Below are 25521 nucleotides of genomic sequence, written 5' to 3'. Positions count from 1 at the left end.
TTACAGTTCATCCAACTATTTACCTACCCGGAGTCCTGCATGGCTCTTCTTCGCTCTCTTAGCCCCGTCTTGAGTTTGTCCGCCGCCCTGGTCCTGATGGGGTGCAGCCAACAAACGCAGGAGGCTGACCCTCGCACCCAGGCGCCTTTGGTCGTTCAAAGCATGATCCAGCCCAAGGCCGATCAGCAGCGACGTTTTCTGGGGCTGGTCAGCGCTAGCACTGAAAGCCCACTGGCCTTTCGAGTAGGTGGCAAGATTGATACGCGCAAGGTCCAGAACGGCGAGCACGTGGAAAAAGGCCAGCTCTTGATGACACTGGACCCCAAGGATCTGCAATTGGATCACCGCGCGCGTCTGGCGGCTGTGCAAGCGGCTCAGGCACAGGCCGAGCAAGCCCAGTCGGATTACAAGCGCCTGTCCCTGCTGGTGGATCAGGGCGGTGTCTCTCGTCAGGCTCACGAGCAAAGCAGGCAGGCACTGCGTAGCGCCCAGGCCAATCTGAAATCCGCCCAGGCGCAGGCTGAGATTGCTCGTAATGCAGACCAATACAGCTCGCTGAAAGCAGAGGCCAGCGGCATTATTACCGCCCAGCTGGCGGATGTTGGCCAGGTTGTCAGCCCCGGACAAGCCGTGCTGCGCCTGGCCCAGGACGGCCAACGTGATGTGATCGTCAGCCTGCCCGAACAGTGGAATATTCCACTGGGCACCCGTGCCACGATCGAGCTGACAGACTCCCAGGAAAGCCTGCCCGCCCAATTGCGCGAGCTAGCCCAATCGTCCGACCCGGCAACGCGAAGCTATCAGGCCCGTTTCTCTTTTGAGGATCAGAGCATCAGCCCCCGACTGGGCTCCAGCGCGATCGTGCATTTGACTCCTCCGGACGCAGACGCCTTGAATCAGGTGCCGCTGACCGCCATTTACGATGCCGGCAAAGGCCCCGGCGTATGGGTCATTGATAATCAGAAAACCGTGCACTGGCAGCCTGTCACCATTGCCAAGCTGGCCCAGGAACACGCCTTCCTCTCCCAGGGCCCTGACGCTGGCACGCCCATCGTGGCCTTGGGAGCGAACCTTTTGCATGAAGGCCAGGAAGTTCGTCCAGAAACACGCGAGGCCAAGCCATGACAGGCCGCTTCAATCTTTCCGCCCTGGCGGTGCGTGAGCGGGCCATCACACTATTTTTGATCATTGCTCTGGCAGCTTCCGGCATTTACTCCTTCGTGAAGCTGGGCCGAGCTGAAGACCCGGCCTTTACCGTCAAAGTGCTAACCGTCACCGCCATGTGGCCCGGAGCCACCGCTCAGGAAATGCAGGACCTGGTCGCCGAACCCATGGAAAAGCGCATGCAGGAGCTGCGCTGGTTTGACAAGGTAGAAACGGTGACCCGCCCCGGCACGGCCTTGATGGTGGTGACCCTGAAAGACACCATGCCGCCCGCAGACGTTCAAAGCGAGTTCTATCAGCTACGCAAGAAGCTGCAGGACCAGGCCCCACGCTTGCCCAAAGGCGTGCAAGGGCCGTTTGTGAACGATGAATACTCGGACGTGTCCTTCAGCCTGTTTGCACTGCAAGCACCCGGCCTGCCGCCACGCCTGCTGACCCGCGAGGCCGAGAAAGTACGCAGCCAGCTGCTGCAAGTTCCCGGCGTCAAGAAGGTCAATATTCTGGGTGAACAAAGCGAGCGCATCTTTATCGATCTGGACGAGACCAAGCTGCACAATCTGCAGCTCAATCCGCAACAGATTCTGGAAGCCTTGTCCAAGCGCAGCGCTATGACAGCCAGTGGCGCCGTCAGCACCGATGGGCCGCGCATTCACATGCGCCTCAGCGCCGGGCTGGATGATGTAGAGGCCATCAGCAATACCTATATCTACGTGCAAGGCCACACGCTACGACTGGGTGATATCGCTACCGTCAGCCGAGGATACGAGGACCCGCCCAGCTTCGAGATTCACCACAACGCCGAATTTGCCATGCTGCTGGATGTGGTGATGCAAGAGGGCTACAACGGCCTGTATCTGGGCAAGGATCTGGAAAAGGCACGGGAAGATATAGCCGCTGCCCTGCCCCTGGGTTTCTCGCTGGATACGGTCACCAACCAGTCGGTGAACATTGCCTCCGCCGTGGGCGAGTTCATGTTCAAGTTCTTTGCCGCGCTGAGCGTGGTGCTGCTGGTGTGTCTGGTCAGCATGGGCTGGCGTGTGGGCATTGTGGTGGCAGCGGCCGTTCCCCTGACGCTGGCCATGGTGTTCGTCATCATGATGATGACGGGCAAGGTGTTTGACCGGGTGACGCTGGGCGCGCTGATTATTTCGCTGGGCCTGCTGGTGGACGACGCCATTATCGCCATCGAGATCATGATCGTGAAAATGGAAGAAGGCATGGACCGCCTGAAGGCGGCCGCCTATGCCTGGAACCATACGGCAGCCCCCATGTTGTCCGGCACACTGGTGACGATTATCGGTTTCCTGCCGGTAGGCTTTGCCCGCTCCTCTGCCGGGGAATACGCCGGCAATATTTTCTGGATTCTGGCCGCCGCCCTGCTGACGTCCTGGCTGGTTGCCGTGGCCTTCACCCCCTACATGGGCGTGAAACTGCTGCCCGCGATTCCTGCCCGTCCTGGCGGTCACCAAGCCATTTACGACACTCCAAACTACATGCGTCTGCGCCGCATGATTGCCTGGTCGGTACACCACAAATACCTGGTAGCCGGCATCGTGGTGGCTGCCTTCGTGCTGGCGGCGGTGGGCATGGGCTTCGTCAAGCAGCAGTTCTTCCCCACCTCTGACCGGCCCGAGCTGCTGGTAGAAGTGCAGTTGCCCGAAGGCAGCGGCATCCAGTCCACCCAGATGGTCACTCGCAAGGTGGAAAGCTGGTTGCGCGAACAACCCGAAACCAGGCTGGTCACCAGCTATGCCGGTCAAGGTGCACCGCGTTTCTTCCTGTCCTACAACCCTGAACTGCCTGACCCTTCCTTTGCGCGTCTGGTGGTGCTGACGGCCGATCATCACGACCGCGACGCCTTGTTGCAACGCTTCCGCCAGGTGGTGGCCGATGGTCTGACCCCTGAAGCACGAGTTCGGGCTACTCAGTTGGTGTTCGGGCCATCCACCAAATACCCGGTGGAGTTTCTGGTGCGTGGCCCCGATCTGGACAAGCTGCGTGATATTTCCGAACAAGCCATGGCTGTCATGCGTGCCGACAAGGACATGCGCCAGGTGAACGTGGACTGGGGCTCGCGTGTGCCCGTCCTGAAGCTGGATGTGGACCCGCAACGTCTGCAAGCTTTGGGCCTGAATCGCCAGAGTCTGGCCGAGCAAATCCAGTTGCAGCTGGATGGCACAACCGTTGCGGAATACCGCGAGGACTTGCGTAATGTGCTGGTTGTGGCGCGCAGCTCGGCCATCAACCGCCATGATCCAACCCGTCTTTCCGGTCTGACCGTCATGAATGACCAGGGCCGGAACCTGCCCCTGGAGCAAGTCGGCAAGCTGGAAATCATGCAGGAAGAGCCCAAGCTGGCACGTCGCAACCGCCTGCCCACCATGACGGTACGAGGTGATATTGCCCCGCACGTACAACCGGCAGAAGTGGCCAATCGGGTGATGAAGGAGTTCGCTTCCTTGCAGGCGTCCCTGCCCCCTGGCTACCTGATCGAGATGAGCGGGATTACCGCCGAGGCCAAGAAATCCAACGACGCGCTGCTGCCCGTCTTCCCGGTCATGATTGCCTTGATGCTGCTGGTTATCGTGGTTCAGGTGCGCTCGCTCTCGAACATGATCATGGTGTTCCTGACCGCCCCCTTGGGCCTGATCGGCAGCGTGCCCGCCTTGCTGATTTTCCAGCAGCCCTTTGGCTTTACCGCAATTCTGGGGCTGATTGGTCTGGCGGGGATTCTGATGCGCAATACCTTGATTCTGATTGAACAGATCAAGACCAACCGGGCCGAAGGCGCATCCCCCTACGATGCCGTGATTGAGGCCACGGTACAGCGTGCCCGCCCCGTTATTCTGACGGCACTGGCAGCGGTGCTGGCCTTCATCCCCTTGTCCTTCTCCGTGTTCTGGGGCTCCATGGCTCTGACACTGATCGGCGGCACGGCCATTGGCACCATCCTGACGCTCTTGTTCTTGCCCAGCTTGTATTCGATCTGGAATCGAATCCAGGATCCACGCGTCTCATAACTTGCTTGAAGGCTGAAACTGTGTAAATAATGGATGCGTGGTTTGAACACAAACAAACCATGCATCCCACTGCCAGTCTTGTGGGTCCGGAGAACAGAACGACGCAAGATAGCTTATGTCTACACAGAAAGACCTGCCCGCCGCCCTGTCTCACGCTTTCGAGAAGGCGATCTACCGTGTACACAGCCCACAGGGCGATATGGACGTGCGCATCGGCCAGCTCAACCGCCCGCTGAACCAATTACTGGAACAAGAAAACAGCCGTGGCGCGGCGATTTTGACGGCCTGCAATCCAGGCGCGCAAATTTGCAGCCGTGCATTCAACGATGCGGTTCAGGAGAGCCTGCTGCGCGATTTGCAGAAGCTGGATTTGCGCTGGTGGCCCGCCGTGAACCTGGACCCCAAAGGCAAATGGCCGGACGAACCCAGCCTGCTGGTGCTGGACATCAGCCTGCAACAAGCGCGTTGGCAAGCACGCCTGTTCAAGCAATTGGCTTTTGTTTATATCCCGCTCAATGGCAAGCCGCAGTTGCATCAAGTGCAGCAGCGCCTGCCCGTGTCTGATCAGGCCGATTTAAACAGCCCCGTTCCCTTCTAAACGCTGGCGGAAACCTTCAGCAATGGCTGCCCCTTTCAGCCGCCCTTCCGGCAAAACCTGTGCCCAAGCGCGCCACTCGTGGCCGGTTGCGACCAGCACACCATCCCTATTGAAGACTTGATATTCAAGCTTGAAGCGACGCTCCAGCCATTGAGCCACCTGCACGCAAACGCGGATCTCGCGGTCGTAGGTAACGGGGGCACGGAAGTTGGCACCGACGTCCACCAAAGGCGTTACCGCATCATATTCTTGTCGCAAGACTCGCTGGCTTAAACCGACTTGCCGCAACCACGCCTGATACGTGCAATCAAACCAATAAAAATAATTGGGGTAGAAAACAATCCCGGCCTCATCGCAATCACCCCATTCCACGGTGATGCGGCGCTCGAACACATGCATGCTTATCCTCTCGCAAAATCGCCTGTCAGTTTACCTCGGATGAAAAGCTCAAGCCCGAGGTAATCAGGTGCTGAACCAATCGAGGAAACATTTTGAAAACAATAGCGAAGAAACAATTTGTATCGACCACAAGAAAGCAAATTAAGCAAAGTTAGCAACAATTTCGCTTAACTATCACTGAGATAAGCCCCTTGGCAGCGAAAACCTTCACTATCAGACAGGCCCTGGAGTCGTCTTTCACAGACAGATAACCTAGCATAGCCGCGTCACTGAATAAGGTAGCCTGCCATGTCTGTAAATACCCCCGCACCCTGGACGATTCGTCGCATCATGGAGCTGTACGAGCTGCCCTTTATGGACCTCGTGTTCCAGGCGCAGACCGTACATAGACAGCATCACCCGGCCAATCAAATCCAGCTCTCCAGCCTGCTGTCCATCAAGACAGGCGCCTGTCCCGAGGATTGCTCCTACTGCCCGCAATCCTCCAAATACCAGACTGAGCTGGAACCCGAACCCTTGATGCCCCTGGAGCAGGTACTGGAAGCGGCCCGCGCGGCCCAAGCACAGGGCGCACAGCGGTTTTGCATGGGAGCTGCCTGGCGTTCTCCTACAGAAAAACAATTGGATCAGGTCATTGATATGGTCAGCGCCGTCAAAGCGATGGGGCTGGAAACCTGTGTCACCCTGGGCATGCTGAAAGACGGTCAGGCCCAGCGCCTGAAAGATGCCGGTCTGGACTACTACAACCACAACCTGGACACCTCTCCCGAGTTTTATGGCCAGATCATCAGCACGCGCACGTATCAGGACCGACTGGACACACTGGAACGCGTACGCGCAGCCGGGTTGAACAGTTGCTGCGGCGGAATCATCGGCATGGGCGAAAGCCGTCGCGAGCGTGCTGGTCTGCTGGCTCAGCTGGCCAATATGCGCCCCTATCCCGAGTCCGTGCCTATCAACCAGTTGGTAAAAGTGCCGGGCACACCGCTGGACCAGGTTGATGATCTGGACCCCTTCGAGTTCGTACGTACCATTGCCATTGCCCGTATCCTGATGCCCACCAGCGCCGTACGCCTGTCAGCGGGTCGCGAAACCATGGATGACAGCACCCAGGCTCTGTGCTTTATGGCGGGTGCCAACTCCATTTTCTATGGCGAGCAATTGCTGACGACCGGCAACCCGCAGTTTGTGGCGGACCAGGACCTGTTTGCCCGCCTGCAGCTGGAAGCGGCCAAAACCACACTGTCCGAACCTCCTTTGTCTTTGGAACAAGCCCGTCCACGCGCTATGGTCGAGGCCCTCTAATATGCTCACCCTGATTGCCAGCATTCTGTGCAGTGTGGCGGTTTCCATTCTGCTGAAAGTCGCTCGTCAGCGGCAGATCGATGTGGCCCAGGCCATCGTGGTCAACTACGGGGTGGCCGTCACGCTTAGCCTGGTACTGCTGCAACCCCACCCCAGCAGCCTGCTCAATCCCTCCACGCCCTGGTGGATTCTGATTGCCTTGGGCGTGCTTTTGCCTAGTGTCTTTCTGTTCATGGCGGCAGCAGTACGACAGGCCGGTATTGTGTTGAGCGATGCCGCCCAGCGTCTGTCCCTGTTCCTTCCCCTGCTGGCAGCTTTTCTCTTGTTTGGCGAGCATCTGGGTGGCCAGAAGCTATTAGGCATAGGCTTGGCTCTGACCGCCCTGCTGTGCTTGCTGATACGCCCCCACCAAACCAGTAAGCAGGACACGGGCGCCAGACATCCGGCCCTGATGCTGCTGGCTGTCTGGCTGGGCTACGGCGTGATCGACATCATGTTCAAACAGCTCTCCAAAGCCGGGGCTGCCTTCTCCAGCAGTCTGGTCGTGTCCTTCTCCTTGGCAGGAGTGCTGATGCTGTGCTGGCTTTTGGCCAAGCGTACGGTCTGGCACCGAGGCAGCCTGCTGGCCGGTCTGGTACTGGGCTTGCTGAATTTCGGGAATATTTTCTTCTACATCCGCGCTCACCAGATTTTCCCGGAGAATCCCACCCTGGTGTTCTCAGCCATGAACATTGGCGTCATTGCCTTGGGGGCCATTGTGGGAGCGGGCTTCTTCAAAGAAAAACTCAGCGCGCTCAATATGGTGGGGGTTGCCCTGGCAATAGGCGCGATCGTGGCCCTGATTCCGCGTTAAACAGTTCCGGGCGTGTCTCATACACGCCCGCAAAAACGCACTATAAGCGAATTCTTATATTTGACATTTAAAACTTCGGGGAGCGCTGCTTTTCATCTCCTGTAGATTAGAAAAAAACGATTTTTACCGACGCCCACGTCGGAAACTACACAGGAGACATGATCATGACCGGATTTACCCGTCGCCAATTACTGCTGGCCGCCGCTTCCGCAGGGGCAGGCGCGCTGGCTGCCCCTTGGCTAAGCCGCAGTGTACTGGCGGCCAACACACCCGTAGTCGCTGCCTTGTTTTGTGGCCACATTGATGACAACGGTTTCATGCAAGCCGGTTATCAAGGCTTCAAGAAAGCCACGGACCAACTGCCCATTACCGGCCACTACAAAGACCAGGTAGCCAACGAAACTCAGGCGCAAATTGCCGCCCTGCGCGAACTGGCGACTCAATACAAGCCCGCCTTGCTGATCGCCCACGGCGGTCAAAATACCGACGCCGCCCTGACGGTGGCCAAGGAGTTTCCGGAAACCCGCTTTGTTATCACGCAAGGAGCTGTCACCGCCAGCAATCTGAGCAGCTACGACGTTCGTCAGGAAGAGTCCGCCTGGCTGGCCGGTGCCTACGCCGCCCTGATGACCAAGACCGGCGTGGTAGCCCACCAGTCCGGCATACGGGTGCCACCTGGCTTGCGCGCCCGCGCTTCCTACGCCGCTGGCGTCAAGCACGCCAATCCAGATGTGAAGCTGCTGACGAACTTCTCCGGCAATCAGGATGATATTGAACTGGCCGCCCGCGTCACCCAGGCGCAGGCCAAAGCCGGTGCGGACATTATCTACACCATGCTGAACAAGGGCCGCAGTGGCACCACCCAGGCTTGCCGCGAGCTGGGCATCAAGGAAATTGGCAATGTGATTGACTGGGTCGCTCGCGAACCTGATGTGTTTGTGGGTTCGGCCTGGGCGGATGTGGGCATTGGCGTTTTTGAAGCCTGCAAGGATCTGAGCGAAAACAAGTTTGAGTCCGGCAAGATCTTCAAGGTTGGCCTGCAGCAACCCGACGCCGTGCGCTTGATCATGGCTCCGGACACACCGGATGCCGTGCGTCAGCGTATTGCAGCGCTGCAGCAGGATATTCTGGCTGGCAAGATTGAGGTTGAGGCCGAATTTAACGGGCCTGAATTCCAGATTTAAGATCCGGGCAAAGATAAAAAACCCAGGCCAAGCCTGGGTTTTTTTACGAGTGGATCATGGTCGTAAAGCGCCACGACAAGAGGCTCAATTCTGGCGACTGTTTAAGGGGCTGGATCTGACGGTTTCCGTTTGCTCTCTGCGTCTTCCGCACTGCCCGAGCTATCCCCATCTGCCGGTTTCCCAGAATCATCCAAGCCTACAGAACCCCCCGAGCTTCCAGCGACAGGATCAGCCCCCTTGTCGTCCTCGGCAAGTGTCGCTTCTGCGGCCTCATCCTCCGCCTTGCGCTCCGCAGCCGTGCTTTCCGTCGTCGCAGGCACCCGCTCTTCAACAGGCGGCAGATCCTCGAACACAGGGTCGTGCGACACGTCAGAGCTGATATCGACGCGCGGGTCCAGTGCCACTGCCGCGGCAGAGCTTTGCAAGCTGTCAGGCATAGGTACAAAGGTCGTAGGAGCATCCTGGCTCAAGTGATCGCCCAGTACCTTTTGCGGACGAACCAGCAGGACCAGTGCCAAGCCACAGGCAGCCACAAAGATGTAGTACAGATTGCTGCCAATATAAGACATCAGGCCGCCAGCCAGCAGCGGCCCCAGACAGGCCCCCAGGCCATACACCATGTACAGGATGGCGCTCAAGCCAACCCGCCGCTCCGGGTCCACGTTATCGTTGGCGAACGCCGCCCCCAGGGGATACAACGTAAATTGCAGAACTCCGAACAGGGCCGAAAAAATCAGCAAGAACCAGAACGGTGCCTCGAACCAGCCCCACAAAGGAATGGCCAAGGCCAGCAAACAGATCGCGTTAATGCGGATCAACTTGACACGACTCATGCGGTCCGCCAGCCACCCTACCGGCCACTGGGCCAGCACCCCGGCTGCCACCGACACCGCGACGAACAAGGCAGCCTGCTCATTGCTTAAATGCACGCGCACCGCATACACCGGCGCCAAACCGTAAAAGGCCCCGGTCAGCATACCGGCCACCAGCAACACCATCATGGACAGAGGCACGCGGTCCACGTAGTAGCGCGCATTAATGGGCGCAGGCACTTGCAAGGGCGGATGGCTGCGGCGGGTAATCGCCACCGGCACCAGGCTGAAGGCCGAACAGATCGCCACAAAAACCAGCGGCTCGAAATTCAGATGCGGGAACAGGGTCAGCGACAACTGCCCCAGCACCGTGCCCAGGCTGGAGAACACCATGTAAATGGCAAAGATGGTGCCACGCTGGCTATTGTCGCTTTGCTCGTTCAGCCAGCTTTCAATGCCCATGAACTGCACCACCATGGCCGCACCCGCCAAAAACCGCAGCAGTAACCAGACGTACATGGAATCGACCAGAATCTGAACCAGCACACAGATGGTGACGATGGCCGCACTGGCAGCGTACGCCCGAATATGGCCCACGCCCATGATCAGGCGGTGGCCCATACGAGCACCAAATACCAGGCCCAGGTAATACACCGCAATCAGCCCGCCAATCCATACCTCTGACACCGAGATGGCCGTCAGGCGCACCCCCATGAAGGTATTGAACAGGCCCGAGCTGAGCAAGAGCATCAGGGTCGCAAAGTACAGGGACGAAAACGCACCCACCGATGACAGCATCCACACATCCTAAAAAAAACGGCAGCACCGCCCTCACTGTCGCGATTGCCCAGATTCCAGCCTGGATTTTGCGGCATGAGCACGGTCAAAAAAAGCGCCAGCTTGCAGCCAGCGCTTTGTCATCCTTCTATCCCTCGCCACGCCGGACAGGCGGGGGATCAGGTACTTACGACTTTACCTGTTTCAACAAGGTGTCTGCATCCGATGTATGCAAGCCGCCGTCGTTATCAATGTTCAATTGTTTGACAACGCCGTCTTCCAGCAAGGCGGAAAAACGCTTGGAGCGCACGCCCAGGCCTTTGGACGTCAGGTCAAATTCCAGACCCAATGCTTTGGTCCAGACAGCGCTGCCGTCAGCCAGCAAACGCACTTTGCCATTGACGTTCAGGGACTTGCCCCAAGCGCCCATCACGAAAGGATCGTTCACAGCCACGCACCAGATCTCATCCACACCAGCGGCCTTGAACTCGTCTGCCTTGGCGATAAAGCCTGGCAGGTGCTGCTCGGAGCAGGTGGGGGTGAAAGCGCCGGGAACGGCAAACACGGCAATTTTCTTGCCTTTAACCAGATCAGCCACCTGAAAGTTGTTGGGGCCCATAGGGCAGCTTTCTGTGGCGGTTTCAATGTACTCGCTAAGGGTCGCGTCTGGAACGCGCGCACCGACTGAAATGGACATAAGGTCTCCGTATGAATAATTACCGCCAGTATGGCGGCCCGAACTACCTATGATACTAATAGACTGGCTGGCCTAATAGGCAAATAATACTTATCAGTACGTTTCACTTGCCTACAAAGCCAGAGAAAACCCTGCAGCACTGGAGGGCAATCAGACAAGGACACATAGGCAGTAAGTTATAGAGGACTCTGGAAACAGCCAGTTCCAGCACTCAAAAAAGCTACCAGTACCCAAACCGAGCACCCACAAAAAAGGCCGGGCTTTTTGCCCGGCCTTCAAGGTGATTCACATCTTACGCAGATTGCATAAAGCCGTACTGCCACATCAAAGGCTCACCTCGCCCTGCTCGCGGATAGCGATCAGGGCCTCTACAGCCATCCCATCATGCGGGGCAGCCAAAGCGTAATTTCTGGAATGAAGGTAATCATCAGGAGGAAGGCCAAACCGGTCAGCAGCCAAGGCATCGTGGACTTGGTAACTTCGGTCAGGCCCAACTTCGATATGCTGGACGCCACATACAGGTTCAAGCCCACCGGCGGTGTCGCCAGCCCGATCTCCATATTCACCACCAGCATGATGCCAAAGTGAACCGGGTCCATGCCCAGCTTCATGGCAACCGGGAACAGGATGGGGGCCATGATCAGGATCAGACCCGAAGGTTCCATCACCATGCCGATCACCAGCAGCAGGACGTTCACGAACAGCAGGAAGGCAATCAGGCCCATGCCTTGCGACACAATCCATTCTGCAATGGCCTGTGGAATCTGCTCGGAGGTCAGAATGAAGGCGAACATGACCGCATTGGTGATGATGTACAGCAGCATGGCACTCATGGCTGCCGATTCCAACACAATGCGTTTCACCTCACGCAGTTTCACATCCTTGTAGACCCATACCGCAATCACAAAGGCGTACACCGCGCTGATGGCTGCCGCTTCGGTAGGCGTGAACACACCGGAGTAGATACCACCCATCACGATAACGATCAGCATCAGGCCCCAAATGGAGTCCATGAAGGCACGCCAGCGCTCTTTGAACGAAGCTCGCGGCATACGGGGGTAGTCCAGCTTCCAGGCGCGGAACATGGTGGTCGCGCCCAAGAGGAAAGCCAGGATCAGGCCCGGTACCACACCCGCAATAAACAGCTGACCAATCGAGGCCGTCCCGACTTTTACGCCATCTGGACCCTCTACCATCATGCCGCTGGTGGCTACCGCATACATCACCATCACAATCGAGGGTGGCAGCAAGATACCCAGACCGCCGGAAGTCGCCACAATGCCGGTCCCGAATTGCACGGGGTAGCCTTGTTTAACCATGGCCGGAATCATGATGGAACCAATGGCCGCCACCGTGGCAGGCGAAGAACCACTGATAGACGCGAACAGGGCGCAAGCCAGCACGGCTGCCAGACCCATGCCGCCGGGCAAGTGGCCCACCATGGAAGCGGCAAAGCGAATCATGCGCTGCGCGACCCCGCCATGCGTCAGGAAACTACCGGCCAGAATGAAGAACGGAATCGCCATGATCTCGAACTTCTCGATCCCGGTGAACAGCTTGAGAGCAATACTGTCCATGGGCACTTCGGTCATGGTGAACAGGAAGCCCATCACCGTCAGACCCAGGGCAATCGACACGGGCATACCTGTCAAAAGCAGGATAGCCAGCAAAGCAAAAATAATCAGGGCGGTCATGCGCGCGCTCCTTCGGATTCAGACACACCGCGCTCTGTTTCAGCGATCAGATCAGCCGCAGGTTCGTGATGGGGCAAATGACCAGTCTGAATAAAATTCATCAAGGCTTGCAGGAAGCGGAAGCACATCAGCAAGGAACCAGCAGGAACGGCCAGATACACAATCCATACGGGCACTTCCAGGTCAGCCGATACCTGGGCCGTCTGGGCAATGCCGTAGACAAAGCTGCCGCCAATCCAGGCGACGATGGCGGTGAACAAGGCGCCTGCAAACAGGGAAATCACCACAAGCAGATGACGCCAACGCGGACCCACCGAGTTGACCAGCACGTCCACACCTACGTGAATACCCACGCGCACGCCATAAGCAGCACCAAACTTGGCCATCCAGACGAACAGGTAAATACACAGCTCCTGTGCCCAGAGCAAATTGATGCCGGCCACACTGCGATAGGTTGAACGAGCCATGGCCATGAGCGATTCGTAACCATGGGCCCGCGACCAGGACACCAAATCAGCCAGCAGGCTGACCGAGTAGCGCTGGCAGACCGCTACGAAAATAAGCACTACGGCGGCCACCATGAGGAGCGAGATGAAGGTCTCCTCAAAGCGGTCCAGAAATCGTAAAAACATGGGTAGCTCCAGACTACAACCGGCCCACCCGGATCACGGGCAGGCACAGCTCAGTAGCGGGAAGAAAGAGAGAACAGGTCTGAATCAGACCTGTACAAGACAATCAGAGAAAACCGACTTTATTCGGTCGCCTTGTAGAAGGCGTCGATCACGTCCTGACCGATACGCGAGGCCATTTCCTTGTGAACGGGACGCAACTGCTTGACCCATTCTTCACGCTCGGCATCGCTAAGCTGATAGAACTGGGTCTTGCCGGATTCTTCCATGGCTTTCATGGAATCGTTGTTCTCTTGTTCGGCAATGTCGTTGGCGTAAACCGTGGCTTCTTCCATGGCTTTTTCCATGCCCTGGCGAATATCGTCAGGCAGACCTTCCCAGAACTTCTTGTTCACGATCACGGCATAGCCCAGGTAACCGTGATTGGACACGGTGGCGTGCTTTTGCACTTCGTGCATTTTCTGGGTGTACATATTGGACGGCGGGTTCTCGGTGCCATCTACAACGCCGGTTTGCAGGGCCTGGTACACCTCGGAGAACGCCATCACCTGAGGCACAGCGTCCAGAGCCTTGAACTGGGCTTCCAGAACCTTGGAGGACTGGATGCGCATTTTCAGACCCAGGAAGTCGTCCACGCTTTTCAGGGGGCTGTTGGCGCTCATGACCTTAAAGCCGTTGTCCCAGTAGGACAGGCCCTTGATGCCTTTGGGCTCGAGCTTGTCCAGCAACATGCGGCCCACAGGACCTTCGGTAACCTTACGCAGATCGGTACGATCCCTGAAAATGAAAGGCAGGTCGAACACCTCAAATTCGCGCACGCCCAGCGGGCCAAACTTGGCCAGCGACGGAGCCAGCATGTGCACGGCGCCCAGTTGCAAGGCTTCCAGTTCTTCCTTGTCCTTGTACAGCTGCGAGTTCGGGTAGACTTCGACAACCACCTTGCCCTCGGTGTATTTTTCGGCCAGTTCCTTAAAGCGCACAGCGCCCTTGCCCTTGGGTGTATCTGGCGACACAACGTGGCTGAACTTGATGATCATGGGGTTGGCCAGAACAGGCGCGGACAGGAATACGGAAGCCAGCAAGCTGGCCACAAGGGTCTTTTTCATGTTTGCCTCCGGTCGGTGGGGAACCGACACGTGTTATTGATTGATTTGCTTGAAAGCGTGTAGCTTAAAAAAGCGGTCCCGAATTATCTATTGTGGAAATCCGAAACCTTTTGTCATGATGCGTCTTGCCCGTCCTTCCGGATTCATACGCCAAGCGGCCTCGCGCACCTTGGCAGCCCACCCCATCAGCACCTATGTGCCTATTTTGGCCATTCTGATCATCGTGCTGCTGATGGGTGTGTTTGCCTGGGCGGTCAATAAAGAACGCGATGACGAGCAGTCCAACGAGCTGATACGCAATGCCTTGTGGGTGGAACAATCCCTCTCATTTCAACTGCGCTCGCACGAGAACAATTTAAGCCGCATTGCCAGCGAAATTGAAGTCCACTCCCAACCCGTCACGACCCAGACGGCACTGACACAACTACAGCACTTCAAGACCATCCATCCGGACCTGTTGAAAGTCGCGGTACAAGATCGCTTTGGCACCACCTTGCTGGTGCGGCCACCCGGTGCCGACACCCGGATAGCAGCCCACGTCAGCACGCCGCGCACCTCCACCTGGCTGCCTGCCTACTACTCCAACGAGCATCAGGAAAGCGTGCTGGATCTCGTCGTGCCCATTTACGAAGAAAACGATATCGTCGGCACCTTGCGCGCCACCTTTTCCCTGGCCACCATCCTGATGGAAAACGTGCCCTGGTGGATTGCCGAGCAATATCACGTCTCCCTGATCGACCAAAGCGACCAGACGCTTGCCACACGCTCCAAAGGCGAGCCGGGGCAAAACGAATTGCGTTACGCCATGTCGGTAGACCCGCCACTGCATGGCGTACGTTTGCTGATGACGCCCTATCCGCAAACAAGCATCCCTACCTTCACCTTGCTGCTGACTGTGATTGCCGGTCTGGCCTTGCTGGCTGTGGTGAACCTGGCCATGCAACATCACTACGCCCGCAAGCGCCGCGACGCTGAACTGGCACTGATGCAGGAACAAGCCTTTCGCAGTGCCATCGAGAACTCCATGGTGACCGGCATGCGCGCCCGCGACCTGGATGGCAAGGTGCTGTATGTGAATCCGGCGTTTTGCGAACTGGTGGGCCGCAGCAGTGAAGAGATTATTGGTCTGGCACCGCCCATGCCCTGGTGGGTGCCGGAGATGATGGATGAAACGCTGGAGCGCCGGGATCGCCTGAAGTCCTCCCGCTCCGTGCAGGTCTTTGACACGCTGTTCCAGCGCCCGGATGGCTCGCGGGTCGATGTGCAGGTTTTCGAGTCCCCGCTGATTGACGCCCAGAAGCGGCACGTGGGCTGGATCAGTTCCATCATCGACATCAGCTCGCGCAAGCAGGCCGAAGCCCTGGCCAGCTCCCAGTCCGAGCAACTGCACCACACGGCCAAGCTCATCACCATGGGCGAGATGGCCTCCACGCTGGCCCATGAACTGAACCAGCCGCTATCAGCTATTGCCAGCTATGCAGCCGGTTCCCTGAATCTGCTGGGTAATGAGCCGCTGGACCCGAAACAGCTGCGTCGTGGCCTGGAAAGCCTGGCAGAACAAACTCGCCGCGCCGGGCAGATCATCCACCGCATTCACGACTTTGTGCGCAAGCGCGATCCACAACTCAGCCCCCTGAATTTACCTGATGCCTTGCAAGGTGCTTTGGCCATGGCCAAAGCAGGCCTGCGTCATCATCAGATTCAGCTGATCGTGCCCTCCCACCCCGAGGACCTGCCCGTCATGGGAGACAAGGTGCTGCTGGAGCAACTGATTTTCAACCTGCTGCGCAACGCCGCCGAAGCCATGTCCGGCCTGGAACCGGAGCGCCGCATACTGGAGGTCAGCATGCAGGCCAGCAATGGCGTGGTTCTGGTGATGGTGGCTGACCAGGGCCCTGGCGTGGCGGCGACCATCATGGCCGAAGTGTTCCAGGCCTTTACCACCACCAAAGCCCAGGGCCTGGGCATTGGCCTGAATATTTGCCGCTCCATTGTGGAGCTGCACCATGGCAAACTCTGGTTTGAAAACGGGGTTCCCCACGGTGCTACCTTCCTGTTTTCCTTACCCTTGATCGAACATGACTAAGCACGCTCCTTTGGTCCACATCGTGGACGACGACCCGGCCATCCGCGATGCCCTGTCCTGGCTTTTTTCCACTCGTCAGGTCAATACCGAACTCTGGGACAGTGGCGAAGCCTTTCTGGATGCCCTCAGTCCCGAAACCCAGGGCTGCATCCTGCTCGACATACGTATGGATGGGCTGTCCGGCCTGGAAGTGTTCGAGCAATTGCGCGAACGCCCGTCCCCTCTGCCCGTTATTTTCCTGACCGGCCACGGTGACCTGCCCCTGGCTGTAAACGCGCTGAAACAAGGCGCGGCGGATTTCATCGAAAAGCCTTTTAACGATAACGATCTGGTGGACCGTGTGCTGGATGTGCTGCGCAGCTACGAGGCCAGCCAGGCAGAGCGCGACAATGAACAGGCGCTGGAAGAACGGCTGGACACCCTGTCCCAGCGCGAGCGCGAAGTGCTGGCCTTGGCGCTGGAAGGACGACTGAACAAACAGATTGCCCAGGACCTGAACATCACCATGCGCACGGTAGAGGTTCATCGCGCCCGGGCACTGGAAAAAATGCAGTCCCGCACCCTGATCGAACTGGCGCGACTGCTGGACCCGGCCCGCTTGCGCGAAGACCGCAACCCACCGGGGCCTTAGTCAGGGCCCGCGCACCGGGTGTATATAATGCAACCATAAACAATTAGAACCGCGCACTAGGCCCGGTCCCCGGAGCGATCATGATCACCACTACCGAAAACACAGATTTGCACCTTTCCCATCTGGATGAAGATGGGAAAGTTCAGATGGTCGATGTCAGTCACAAATCCGCCACCTCCCGCTCGGCCACGGCCCGCGCCGTGGTGCGCTTGAGTCCCGCTGCGTACCAGTTGCTGTCGGCCCAGCACAATGCCAAGGGCGAAGTGCTCAACACCGCCCGTGTGGCCGGTGTTCTGGCCGCCAAACGCTGCGCCGAGCTGATTCCCATGTGCCACAGCCTGCCCCTGGATTTTGTCGGCATTGATTTTGAGAGCGACGCCGCCGCAGGCACCATTGCGGTGCTGGCCACCTGCCGCACCCGCTACACCACCGGCGTCGAAATGGAAGCCATGACGGCCTGCTCCATTGCCGCCCTGACGATTTACGATATGTGCAAAGCGGCCGACAAAGGCATTGTGATTGAACAGACCCGTTTGCTGGAGAAAACCGGCGGCAAAAGCGGGACCTGGACTGCCCAGCTCTAAGCCCTTTCACGGAGATAGCATGACAAGCCCTTTAACATTGCGCGTCCTGTACTTCGCCCAAGTGGCCGAACGCACAGGCCAGCGCCAGGAAAACTGGGAATGGCCCCAGGAAGGCACCGTTCAGCAATGGACGGATGCCCTGCTGCAGCGCCACCCGAATTTGAGCGATATGGCTGGCCGCCTGCATGTCGCGGTGAACCAGTTCCACGCCAAGCCCACCGACCCCGTCCGTCCCGGCGATGAAGTGGCTGTGTTCGAGCCCGTCACCGGAGGTTGAGATGATTCGCATCCAGACCGAAGATTTTGATGTTGCCGCCCTGAACGCCGAGCTGCGCGCCACGGCTGGCGGCAAGGCCGGAGCCATGGTGACCTTCACCGGCTATGTGCGTGATCAGGCCGATGGCACCGCCACCGAATCCCTGTTCCTGGAACACTATCCCGGCATGTGCGAGCGCGAGATTGAAGCGGTTTGTGACCAGGCCCGCCAACGCTGGCCCATTCTGGATACGCTGGTCGTACACCGTGTGGGCGAACTGCATCTGACCGAACAAATCGTTTATGTCGGCGTGACCAGCGCCCACCGTGGCGACGCTTTCCGTGCCTGCGAATTCATCATGGACGTGCTGAAAACTCGCGCCCCTTTCTGGAAGCGCGAAACTCTGGCTGACGGCAAGCGTTTCTGGGTACAGCAGCGCGACAGCGACGCCCAGAAAACGGACTCCTGGAATACCTCTGCGGACACCGACAAGCATGTCTAAAGCCAAGACCGATTTACCCGCTGTTCGCCTGAACGCTGCTGTGCTGACCATTTCGGACCGCCGTGGCCCGGATGATGACACCTCCGGCGATTATCTGGCGGCCAGCCTGACTGACAGCGGCCATTACTGCGTGCAGCGCGCCATCAGCAGGGACAATATCTACGCCATCCGCGCCCTGCTCAGCCAATGGATTCTGGACCCGGAAATCAATGTCATTATTTGCAATGGCGGTACCGGTTTCAGCCATAAGAAATCCACGATTGCGGCGGTCACGCCTTTGCTCGATCAGGTTATTACCGGCTTTGGCGAACAGTTCCGCTACTTGTCATACCAGGATATTGGCTCCTCTGCCCTGCAATCCGATGCGCTGGCAGGAACGGCCAACCGGACTTTGCTATTCTGCATTCCCGGCTCGGGCGGTGCCTGCAAGCTGGCCTGGGAAAAGATCCTGAAAGAGCAGTTGGACAGCCGCCATCGCCCTTGCAATTTTGCCTCTGAGTATCTGGAGCCACCCAGGCCCTGATGCCTGCAAAGGCAGAACAGTGCCAGCTCCGGAACGCCCTCTTTTCCACCGTGCTCTGACGCCCTGAGCCACGAATTGTTTTATCGAATTTATCCATCCTATGATCGAATTTGACGTAGCACAGCAAAGGCTGGCCCAGGCAGGGCAAGTTCCTACCCAAACCGAAACCTGCGATTTGTCGCAAGCCTTGGGACGCATTCTGGCCCAGGATATTCAGGCCCAGCTGGACATGCCGCCTGCCGACAATAGCGCCATGGACGGCTATGCCCTGCGTCTGGCTGATATTGCCGACGGCAAGGTACTACCCATTCAGCAGCGCTGCTATGCAGGCGATATTCCTGAAACGCTGAAAGAGAACATGGCGATTCGCATCTTTACTGGCAGCATGCTGCCGCCCGGTGCGGATACGGTGGTGATTCAGGAAAACTGTCAGGAAGACGAACACGGCGTGCGCGTTCTGGAAATGCCCGTGGCTGGCGTAAACATCCGCCGCCGGGGCGAGGACATGCGCATAGGTGAAGTGCTGATCACGACAGGCACCAAGCTGACAGCGGCCCATATTGCCCAACTGGCTGCGCAAGGCCATGCCCAATTGCAGGTCTACCCACTGCTGACCGTCGGCATTCTGACCACAGGCGACGAGCTGACCCCAGCCGGTCAGCCCCTGAAAGCCGGCCAGATCTACAACTCCAACGCCCCCATGCTGCGCGCACAGCTGCAAGCACTGGGTGTGGAATCGGTTCATGCGGTGCACGCCAAAGACACACTGGAAGCCATTCAGGACGCCCTGAAAGAACTGCTGCAACGCTGCGATCTGGTGCTGACCGTAGGCGGTGTCTCGGTCGGGGAAAAAGACTTTGTGAAGCCTGCCATCGAAGGCATAGGCGGCCAGCTGGATCTGTGGAAAGTGCGCATGAAGCCCGGCAAACCGCTGGCGCTGGCTTACATCGCCGACAAGCCTCTGGTCTGCCTGCCCGGTAATCCGGTGTCCTCTTACGCCGTGTTTTCCTTGATGGTGTCACCGCTGATTCGTCGTCTGCAAGGCCGCCAGCAGGTGCTGCCCACCACACGTTACGGCGTGCTGCAAGGTGAACGCCACTTTGAAGGTGACCGCGAAGAGTTCATCCGCGTACAAGTGGACAACGACGAGCAAGGCCGCCTGTTGGTGCGCCCCTTCGACAATCAGGGTTCAGGCGTCATCAGCTCCTTGCCTTGGGCACAAGCGCTGGCGCGTATCCCTGCTGACTCTCATATCGCCCCCGGCGATGTGGTGCGTCTGTACGAATACAGCCAGTGGCAGGCATAAGCTCGGGCCTTTATTCACGCTTTGGCTTTACCATACAAAAACCGCCCTTCCAGGGCGGTTTTTTCTATGTGCTGTCCAATCAGGGGCTAACGGACCAGCTTTGGGCCTGATCCAGATCCTGCGGCGTATTGATATTGAAAAAGGCATGTTCCGGCGCATCGCGGAAGTCCACTTCCACCGCGCCTATGCTTTCCAGCCAGCTCATGACGCGGCGCTCGCCGCTAAGCAGGTATTCTTTCAGGCCCGCAGCCTGATCCGTGCGTATCAACAGGCATAAAGGGTGACTGCGCTCTGCCTGTGCGTAAGCAGCCACGGCTCCCTGCTCCTCAACAGCCTTGATCAGACGCTTGCCCAGATCCACGGGTACAAAGGGCAAATCCACCGGACAGGACAAGGCCCATGGGGTGTTGATCTGATCCAGCACACTGGCCAAACCCGCCAGCGGGCCCAGGTAGCCCTCCAGCTCCAGCGCATCCGGTACTACACGGCCCCAATGGACATATTGTTCAGGATTGCGATTGGCACTGATCAGGATAGTCCCCACCTGCGGACGCAGGCGACGCACCAGATGCTGGACCAAGGGCTGGCCCTGCAACAGCAGCAAGCCTTTATCGATCTGGCCCGACAAATCAAAACGCCGAGCCCGTCCGCCCGCCAGCACAATACCGCTAATGTCCTGTGTGCTTATCATCCGCCGATGTAACTCATTTCTATACGGTCACGACTCGTGGTTTGCTCACCCCGAATCTCGGAATATCGGTCTTGCCGTCCCGTCCAGACACCGTGCATATAGGCGGCTAACTGTTCGTCGGAAGCACCCGAGCGCAATTGCGCCCGCACATCATAACCTTGGGAAGCAAACAGGCACAGAAACAGACGTCCTTCAGGAGAAAGACGCATGCGCGAACAGTCCCCACAGAAGGGTTGCGTCACACTGGTAATGACGCCGACTTCACCCGTGCCATCCTTGAAACGCCAGCGGCTGGCGACTTCGCCGCGATACTGAGCGGCAACCGGTTCCAGATCGAAACAGGACTGGATGCGTTCCACAATCTCCGCGCCACTGACGACTTCTTCCAGATTCCAGCCATTGCTGTTGCCCACGTCCATATATTCAATAAAGCGCAGAATCTGACCTGAGCCTTTGAAGTGCTCCACCATGGGCAGAATCTGGTCATCGTTCAGGCCTTTGCGCACCACCATATTGACCTTCACTGGACTCAAACCCACGGCCTGCGCCTTGGCAATGCCATCCAGCACAGTGGACACGGACACGCCGCTGTCGCTAAGTTGCGTAAAGCGGGCATCGTCCAAAGCATCCAGGCTGACGGTGACGCGATTCAAGCCCGCGTCTTTCAACGCCTGTGCTTTGCGGCCCAGCAAGGTGCCATTGGTGGTCAAGGTCAGCTCTACCGGATCACCTTCCGGTGTGCGCAGCTTGGCCAGCATGGCAATCAGCACTTCAATATTTCGACGCAATAGTGGCTCGCCACCCGTCAGCCGCAGCTTGCGCACGCCCAGGGAAACCGCCTGCCGTGCCACACGCTCGATCTCTTCAAAGCTAAGCAGGGAAGAGTGAGGCAGGAACTCATAGTCCGTGCCAAACACTTCCCTGGGCATACAGTAGGTACAGCGGAAATTGCACTTGTCGGTCAGGGAAATACGCAGATCGTGAAACGGACGGTGACGCTTGTCCAGCGGTTGCCCGGACACAGCAGCAATGCGCACCGTTGGACGGCGCGCAGGTTCAGCAGCACTCGTTTGAATCCCCTGTTCGATGCCTGACAGTACAAGCCCCGATCCAGCAGGCGCCGCGTCAGTCCGCCCCGCAGATGAAGCCTCGGAGCCTGGGGAAGCCACTTCTTGATATGGCCTGGCCTGAACCTCGTCTACAGACAGCGGTTCACGTTTTGGCCCATGATCATCTCTCATGGTGTTCTCTTTCTTTCAAGGACAGGGTTGTCCCCGTCTCATGGTGTATGTGTGTTTTCGTCAAGCGAAGGGGTCTAACGCCAGAGCATGTCGGCGGCCTGGCCGAATGCCTGTTCCAGCGTCATGATCTGCCCTAAACCCCGTGGGTCGTAACCCACCAGATCTTCCATGAATTGACTATACGCGGAACCGCCAATCACGTTCATCAGTTGCTGCATAGGAGCCTTATCCAGCGCTTCTTGCTCGACCGCGATGAAATAGCGCTCCTGCGCCAAGGGAATGAACTCCAGCCCGCATCGGCTGGCCGCTGTTTCCACGCCCAGGCCGGTATCGGCCATGCCACTGGCAACGTGGGCCGCCACCGCCATATGCGTCAATTCTGTTGTTTCAAAGCCCAGCACCGCATTCGTGTTTACCCCTAACTGACCCAGCAGCAAGGTGGCCAGAAAGCGGGTACTGGACCCCATCTGACGGTTCACAAAGCGCACATCGGGCCGTAGCAAATCCGCCATGCCCGTGATGTTCTTGGGGTTGCCCTTTTCCACAAACAGGCCGGTTCGGCGTGTAGACAGGAAAATCAGCCGATGACGGGCGGGAGACAACCACTGCCCATAACGGCGCATGGCAGCCACCTCGAACTCACCTACCGGAACCTGGAAACCGGCCAGGTCGCAGTCCCCACGCTCCAGCGAAGCCAGCGCTTCAATCGCCGTGCGATAGCGTAGTTCCAGCGGCAAGCCATCGTGTTCGTTGGCAAAGCGCATCAAGCCTTCAATCGCAAATCCGTGACTGGCCTGAAAGCGCAAACGATCCAGAGGCTGAGCATACAAGCGGCCCAGCTCCTCTTCCAGTTCGGAAGCCATGCTTTCCAGGGTCGGCGTCAAGCGCGCGTCCAGACGCCGGTTTGCCCACAGCAAACGCTGGGCAAACTCGGTCAGCTTGGTACCTTTGCGCCGGGACGTTTCCAGCAAGGCCGCATCAAACTGTTGTTCGGCATTGCGCAACAAGCCCCAGGCATGTCTGTAGGAAAACTGGCATTCCTTGCTGGCTCCCGCCAAGTGCCCCAGTCGCTCGATGGCACCCAACAAACGCAGCACATCCCCCATGGGGAGTTCCACGCCGTCTGCATTTTCCAGAATCCATTCAGAGCGCAGCCGGGCTTTGAATTTCTGTTTGGTCATATGTTTTTGTAGACCAGTATGTTTTCGTATTTATGTTTTGTGCTGCATGTACCAAACATTATATATGCGAAATATTGCTTATTGAAGTTATGGACTTAAGTGGTTAGATTACAAGGGAAAACACTGTCAAATAATATGCACAGCTGTGCATAAAAAAACATGGAGGCGCAGGCTCCCTATCCGGGCACCGCGCACACAGGACATGCAAACAACCCCTCATCACCAGGAACAGGACCTGTCCGGTCTGACTCCTGAAGAGGTCGCCTTGCAGGCCGTGCAGGAGCACGCCGGCCAGAAAGGTAACCTGTTGCCTATTTTGCACACGATTCAGGACCGGATTGCCTGTATTCCCGAGTCCGTGGTGCCGGTGCTGGCCGAACAACTGGCCCTGTCCCGTGCGGAAATCCATGGCGTTATCTCTTTTTACGCCCACTTCCGCACCCAGCCCCACGCGACTCATACCCTGGAAATCTGCCGGGCAGAAGCCTGTCAGGCGCGGGGCGGGCTGGAGCTGACGGCTCATGCCCGTCGCCGCCTGAACTGCGACTTCCATGAAAACAGCGACGACGGCCAGTACACGCTGGAACCTGTCTACTGTCTGGGCCTCTGTGCTCAGTCCCCCGCTGTCATGCTCGATGGCGTACCGCATGCACGCGTCACCCCCGAAAAACTGGACGCCCTGCTAAGCAGCCAGGAGGCGCAGTCATGAGCACCATTACCGTTTACGTTCCGCGCGACACCGCGGCGGTCGCCATGGGCGCCCATGAGATTGCCCAGCAACTGGCGGCCCAGGCTCAGGAGCGCGGCCTGGACATACAGATCGTGCGCAATGGCTCGCGCGGTTTGCTATGGCTGGAGCCCATGGTGGAAGTGCAAACGGCAGAAGGCCGTGTCGCTTACGGCCCTGTCCAGACTGAAGATTTACCCGGTCTGTTCGACGCTGGTTTCCTGCAAGGCGGTGCACATAAGTTGTGCCACGGTCTGACGGACGCCATCCCCTACCTGAAGAATCAGGAACGACTGACGTTTGCTCGCGTGGGCATTATTGATCCAGTCAGCGTGGCCGATTATCAGGCCTGTGGTGGCTTTGAAGGTTTGAGCAAAGCACTGGCCATGGAGCCAGCCGCCATTGTGAAAGAAGTCACAGACTCCGGCCTGCGTGGTCGTGGCGGTGCCGCTTTCCCGACCGGCATCAAATGGAACACGGTACTGAACACCCCGGCACAGCAGAAATACATTGTCTGTAATGCCGACGAAGGCGACTCGGGCACGTTTTCTGATCGCATGCTGATGGAAGGCGATCCGCTGTGCCTGGTTGAAGGCATGGCAATTGCCGGTCTGGCCGTCGGTGCGACCTATGGCTACATCTACGTGCGTTCCGAATACCCACTGGCTGTGCAAGCGTTGAACGAAGCCATTGTGGCGGCGCGCGCAGCAGGCTGGCTGGGCAAGAACATTCAGGGCAGCGGCTGCGAGTTCGATCTGGAAGTGCGCAAAGCAGCCGGTGCCTACATCTGTGGCGAAGAAACCGCCCTGCTCGACAGCCTGGAAGGCAAACGCGGCGTGGTGCGTGTGAAGCCGCCTCTGCCCGCCATCAAAGGCTTGTTTGGTCAGCCTACGGTCATCAATAACGTGGTGTCGCTGGCTTCCGTGCCGGTGATTCTGGCCAAGGGCGGTGCCTACTACCAGAACTACGGCATGGGCCGCTCGCGTGGCACGCTGGCCTTCCAGTTGACCGGCAATCTGCAAAACGGTGGCCTGGTGGAAAAAGCCTTTGGCGTCACCCTGCGTGAATTGCTGTACGACTACGGTGGCGGCAGCGCCAGCGGTCGTCCCTTGCGTGCAGTACAAGTCGGTGGCCCCCTGGGAGCCTATCTGCCCGAACACCAGTGGGATGTCCCGCTGGACTACGAAGCCTACATGAAGATCAATGCCATGGTCGGTCACGGTGGTCTGGTGGCCTTTGACGACACAGTAGACATGGCCCACATGGCGCAATACGCCATGGAGTTCTGTGCCATCGAATCCTGTGGCAAATGTACCCCCTGTCGCATTGGTTCTACGCGTGGCGTGGAGACCATCCAGAAGATCCGTCGCCGCGAAGACATGGACAACCATGTCGAGCTGCTGCGCGACCTGTGCGACACGATGTTCTCCGGGTCCTTGTGCGCCTTGGGCGGCATGACCCCTTATCCCGTCCTGTCCGCGCTGGAACACTTCCCCCAGGATTTTGGACTGGCCCCGCAAACCGAGCAGGACCTGGCCAAGGTCTAAGACGGAGA

24 protein-coding genes are annotated in these 25521 nt (G+C 58.1%); 15 read left to right on the top strand and 9 right to left on the bottom strand.

Annotated elements, in window-relative coordinates; translation table 11 throughout:
* Nucleotides 1-39 precede the first annotated feature (39 nt).
* The 3 genes from CPY64_RS02135 (at nucleotide 40) to CPY64_RS02125 (ending at nucleotide 4782) form a co-directional block, all read left to right on the top strand.
* Nucleotides 40-1125 (top strand): efflux RND transporter periplasmic adaptor subunit, encoded by a 1086-nt coding sequence (locus CPY64_RS02135; protein ID WP_042483190.1) that lies wholly within the window; start codon nucleotides 40-42, stop codon nucleotides 1123-1125.
* Nucleotides 1122-4184 (top strand): efflux RND transporter permease subunit, encoded by a 3063-nt coding sequence (locus tag CPY64_RS02130; RefSeq protein WP_042483187.1) that lies wholly within the window; start codon nucleotides 1122-1124, stop codon nucleotides 4182-4184. Before CPY64_RS02135 ends, CPY64_RS02130 begins: the two co-directional genes overlap by 4 nt.
* A gap of 115 nt (nucleotides 4185-4299) precedes the next feature.
* Nucleotides 4300-4782, top strand: coding sequence for a DUF3293 domain-containing protein (locus CPY64_RS02125; protein ID WP_042483185.1), 483 nt, complete (start codon nucleotides 4300-4302; stop codon nucleotides 4780-4782).
* On the opposite strand, the gene CPY64_RS02120 is transcribed toward CPY64_RS02125, so the two are convergent.
* Nucleotides 4759-5181: an acyl-CoA thioesterase gene (locus CPY64_RS02120; protein ID WP_042483181.1), complete on the bottom strand. Its 423-nt coding sequence runs from the start codon at nucleotides 5179-5181 to the stop codon at nucleotides 4759-4761. The two genes, CPY64_RS02125 and CPY64_RS02120, sit on opposite strands and share 24 nt — an antisense overlap.
* A gap of 288 nt (nucleotides 5182-5469) precedes the next feature.
* Here CPY64_RS02120 and bioB point away from each other — a divergent pair, with 288 nt between their 5' ends.
* The 3 genes from bioB to CPY64_RS02105 all read left to right on the top strand — a co-directional run bounded on the left by bioB (nucleotide 5470) and on the right by CPY64_RS02105 (nucleotide 8523).
* Nucleotides 5470-6486 (top strand): biotin synthase BioB, encoded by a 1017-nt coding sequence (bioB, locus tag CPY64_RS02115; protein WP_042483178.1) that lies wholly within the window; start codon nucleotides 5470-5472, stop codon nucleotides 6484-6486.
* Nucleotide 6487: 1 nt separating this feature from the next.
* Complete coding sequence (locus CPY64_RS02110; protein WP_042483175.1) at nucleotides 6488-7339, top strand: EamA family transporter; 852 nt, start codon at nucleotides 6488-6490, stop codon at nucleotides 7337-7339.
* Between the two features lie 164 nt (nucleotides 7340-7503).
* Entirely contained in the window at nucleotides 7504-8523 is a 1020-nt protein-coding gene (locus CPY64_RS02105) for a BMP family protein (protein WP_052362917.1), read from the top strand.
* 101 nt (nucleotides 8524-8624) lie between these two features.
* Here the strand turns inward: CPY64_RS02105 and CPY64_RS02100 are convergent, their stop codons facing one another.
* The 5 genes from CPY64_RS02100 to CPY64_RS02080 form a co-directional block, all read right to left on the bottom strand.
* Nucleotides 8625-10133 carry an MFS transporter gene (locus CPY64_RS02100; RefSeq protein ID WP_042483172.1) on the bottom strand — a complete coding sequence of 503 codons (1509 nt, stop codon included), beginning with the start codon at nucleotides 10131-10133 and terminating at the stop codon, nucleotides 8625-8627.
* A gap of 166 nt (nucleotides 10134-10299) precedes the next feature.
* Nucleotides 10300-10809 carry a peroxiredoxin gene (locus CPY64_RS02095; RefSeq protein ID WP_009463866.1) on the bottom strand — a complete coding sequence of 170 codons (510 nt, stop codon included), beginning with the start codon at nucleotides 10807-10809 and terminating at the stop codon, nucleotides 10300-10302.
* A gap of 368 nt (nucleotides 10810-11177) precedes the next feature.
* Nucleotides 11178-12503, bottom strand: a complete 1326-nt coding sequence (locus CPY64_RS02090) for a TRAP transporter large permease (protein ID WP_042483167.1) — start codon at nucleotides 12501-12503, stop codon at nucleotides 11178-11180.
* Nucleotides 12500-13135: a TRAP transporter small permease gene (locus CPY64_RS02085; protein WP_042483164.1), complete on the bottom strand. Its 636-nt coding sequence runs from the start codon at nucleotides 13133-13135 to the stop codon at nucleotides 12500-12502. The genes CPY64_RS02090 and CPY64_RS02085 overlap by 4 nt, the downstream gene beginning before the upstream one ends.
* A 119-nt stretch (nucleotides 13136-13254) precedes the next feature.
* Nucleotides 13255-14238 carry a TRAP transporter substrate-binding protein gene (locus CPY64_RS02080; RefSeq protein ID WP_042483160.1) on the bottom strand — a complete coding sequence of 328 codons (984 nt, stop codon included), beginning with the start codon at nucleotides 14236-14238 and terminating at the stop codon, nucleotides 13255-13257.
* 115 nt (nucleotides 14239-14353) lie between these two features.
* Here CPY64_RS02080 and CPY64_RS02075 point away from each other — a divergent pair, with 115 nt between their 5' ends.
* The 7 genes from CPY64_RS02075 (at nucleotide 14354) to CPY64_RS02045 (ending at nucleotide 20126) form a co-directional block, all read left to right on the top strand.
* On the top strand, nucleotides 14354-16324 hold the full coding sequence (locus tag CPY64_RS02075; protein ID WP_052362913.1) for a PAS domain S-box protein: 1971 nt from the start codon (nucleotides 14354-14356) through the stop codon (nucleotides 16322-16324).
* Nucleotides 16317-16955, top strand: coding sequence for a response regulator transcription factor (locus CPY64_RS02070; RefSeq protein ID WP_042483157.1), 639 nt, complete (start codon nucleotides 16317-16319; stop codon nucleotides 16953-16955). Before CPY64_RS02075 ends, CPY64_RS02070 begins: the two co-directional genes overlap by 8 nt.
* A gap of 80 nt (nucleotides 16956-17035) precedes the next feature.
* Nucleotides 17036-17539, top strand: coding sequence for a cyclic pyranopterin monophosphate synthase MoaC (gene moaC / locus CPY64_RS02065; protein WP_042483154.1), 504 nt, complete (start codon nucleotides 17036-17038; stop codon nucleotides 17537-17539).
* Between the two features lie 19 nt (nucleotides 17540-17558).
* On the top strand, nucleotides 17559-17816 hold the full coding sequence (moaD, locus tag CPY64_RS02060) for a molybdopterin converting factor subunit 1 (RefSeq protein ID WP_042483151.1): 258 nt from the start codon (nucleotides 17559-17561) through the stop codon (nucleotides 17814-17816).
* Between the two features lies 1 nt (nucleotide 17817).
* Nucleotides 17818-18297 carry a molybdenum cofactor biosynthesis protein MoaE gene (locus CPY64_RS02055; protein WP_042483149.1) on the top strand — a complete coding sequence of 160 codons (480 nt, stop codon included), beginning with the start codon at nucleotides 17818-17820 and terminating at the stop codon, nucleotides 18295-18297.
* On the top strand, nucleotides 18290-18820 hold the full coding sequence (moaB, locus tag CPY64_RS02050) for a molybdenum cofactor biosynthesis protein B (RefSeq protein ID WP_042483147.1): 531 nt from the start codon (nucleotides 18290-18292) through the stop codon (nucleotides 18818-18820). Before CPY64_RS02055 ends, moaB begins: the two co-directional genes overlap by 8 nt.
* Before the next feature lie 100 nt (nucleotides 18821-18920).
* Nucleotides 18921-20126 (top strand): molybdopterin molybdotransferase MoeA, encoded by a 1206-nt coding sequence (locus tag CPY64_RS02045; RefSeq protein ID WP_042483145.1) that lies wholly within the window; start codon nucleotides 18921-18923, stop codon nucleotides 20124-20126.
* A gap of 79 nt (nucleotides 20127-20205) precedes the next feature.
* Here the strand turns inward: CPY64_RS02045 and mobA are convergent, their stop codons facing one another.
* From mobA to CPY64_RS02030, 3 genes are all read right to left on the bottom strand, one after another.
* Nucleotides 20206-20817 carry a molybdenum cofactor guanylyltransferase MobA gene (gene mobA, locus CPY64_RS02040; RefSeq protein WP_042483141.1) on the bottom strand — a complete coding sequence of 204 codons (612 nt, stop codon included), beginning with the start codon at nucleotides 20815-20817 and terminating at the stop codon, nucleotides 20206-20208.
* Entirely contained in the window at nucleotides 20814-22058 is a 1245-nt protein-coding gene (gene moaA, locus CPY64_RS02035) for a GTP 3',8-cyclase MoaA (protein WP_226791466.1), read from the bottom strand. Before moaA ends, mobA begins: the two co-directional genes overlap by 4 nt.
* A gap of 74 nt (nucleotides 22059-22132) precedes the next feature.
* Nucleotides 22133-23239, bottom strand: a complete 1107-nt coding sequence (locus tag CPY64_RS02030; protein WP_042483138.1) for a substrate-binding domain-containing protein — start codon at nucleotides 23237-23239, stop codon at nucleotides 22133-22135.
* Nucleotides 23240-23441: 202 nt separating this feature from the next.
* Between CPY64_RS02030 and CPY64_RS02025 the strand changes: the two genes are divergently transcribed.
* Both CPY64_RS02025 and CPY64_RS02020 read left to right on the top strand, forming a co-directional pair.
* Nucleotides 23442-23948, top strand: a complete 507-nt coding sequence (locus tag CPY64_RS02025; RefSeq protein ID WP_042483136.1) for a formate dehydrogenase subunit gamma — start codon at nucleotides 23442-23444, stop codon at nucleotides 23946-23948.
* Nucleotides 23945-25513 carry a formate dehydrogenase beta subunit gene (locus CPY64_RS02020; protein WP_042483132.1) on the top strand — a complete coding sequence of 523 codons (1569 nt, stop codon included), beginning with the start codon at nucleotides 23945-23947 and terminating at the stop codon, nucleotides 25511-25513. Before CPY64_RS02025 ends, CPY64_RS02020 begins: the two co-directional genes overlap by 4 nt.
* Nucleotides 25514-25521: the final 8 nt, after the last annotated feature.

The organism is Alcaligenes faecalis (assembly GCF_002443155.1).
In the GTDB taxonomy this organism is placed as follows: Bacteria; Pseudomonadota; Gammaproteobacteria; order Burkholderiales; family Burkholderiaceae_B; genus Alcaligenes; species Alcaligenes faecalis.
This window is presented reverse-complemented; position numbering and strand designations above follow the sequence as displayed.